This window comes from Aeromonas sp. ZOR0002 (genome assembly GCF_963866995.1).
GTDB lineage: Bacteria > Pseudomonadota > Gammaproteobacteria > Enterobacterales > Aeromonadaceae > Aeromonas > Aeromonas caviae.
In genome coordinates this window covers 1-1,058 of the sequence record NZ_CAWMFQ010000272.1, presented here as the reverse complement: position 1 = coordinate 1,058, position 1,058 = coordinate 1, and the positions used below count along the sequence as shown (strand labels likewise).

Annotated in this window: 1 protein-coding gene and 1 pseudogene; both read right to left on the bottom strand. The window is 63.1% G+C overall.

Annotation, left to right across the window (positions count from 1 at the left end; all coding sequences use genetic code 11):
- Positions 1-153: pseudogene (locus AACR77_RS14725) on the bottom strand (alpha/beta hydrolase); the annotation flags it as partial.
- 72 nt (positions 154-225) lie between these two features.
- Positions 226-807: a TetR/AcrR family transcriptional regulator gene (locus AACR77_RS14720; protein WP_042882486.1), complete on the bottom strand. Its 582-nt coding sequence runs from the start codon at positions 805-807 to the stop codon at positions 226-228.
- Between the last annotated feature and the right edge of the window lie 251 nt (positions 808-1,058).

The following is a 1,058-nucleotide window of genomic DNA, read 5'->3' as shown; positions in this document are numbered from 1 at the left end:
GCCCCGGGTCGCCCGCTGCGGGGTGAGCAGCAGCTTGCTGGCGGTGCGCTTGGCGTGGGTGGGCGCGAGCACGTGATGCAGGCGGGTGCCGAGGCCCAGCAGCAACTTGCTCGGGCTGAAGCGGCGTGTGTTGAAATAGATCTTGCTGCTCATGGTCATCCTGTGTCTTTTGTGTGCGAACGGTCGTGCTTTTTTGCGGGTTTTTAAAAAGAAGAGCCCGTCGGGTCAGCGCCAGCTGGCCAGCAATTGTTCCACCTCGGGCCAGAAGTGGCGGGCCGGATCCTCGCTGAGCCCCAGGGCATGGAACACCTGATCCCCGAGATAGAGGCCATAGAGACGATAGACGGCGCGCCAGGGATCGAGATCGCTGCGCCACTCCCCTCTGGTCTGCCCCTGCACTACCTGGCGTGCCAAGTAGTCGAGCCAGAAACGGACCAGCTCGCGTGCCGCCTGCTGGACCTCACCCTCCTGGGCGGAGGTCCAGGCATCGAGGAACATGCAGCGGCCGGCAAAACTCTGGTTCCAGGCCAGCCAGGCCTGCAACAGGGCGAGCAGTTTCTCCTGCTGGGTGGCGTACCCCTGTTGGCGCACCGGCTGGATCACCCGCTCCCGAAATACCTCGGCGGAATGGGTGAGTACGGCGATCTGCAGGTTGTCGCGGGACTGGAAGTGGGCGAACAGACCGCTTTTTGACATCTCGCAGGCCGTTGCGAGGGAGCCTATGGTGAGGCTCTCAAGCCCCTGCTGGCTCGCCTGCTCGAATGCAGTCTGCAAAATGGTGTCGCGGGTCAGACGTCCCTTGCTCATCCGGCTCTCCTCTCTCTGGGTTGGCAGCATAAAGTACGACCGTGCTAATTGTCGAGCCGCAAATGGTGCAGGGAGGCCGTTTCCGGCTGCCGCGGGGGGCAAGAGAGTCTTCTGGGAGGCGGGTGTGGCTGGCTTGTTACGAGCCAGCCGGGGACGAGCTCAGTCGTCCTTGATGCCCATTTGCTGCAGGGCGATGACTGCCTGGGTGTGGTTCTTGACCCCGAGTTTGCGGAAGGCGGAGTGATATGGGC

What these genes read in the sequence shown, in the direction of transcription:
- AACR77_RS14720 (WP_042882486.1), bottom strand. Translation starts at nt 807, where the DNA reads ATGAGCAAGGGACGTCTGACCCGCGACACCATTTTGCAGACTGCATTC.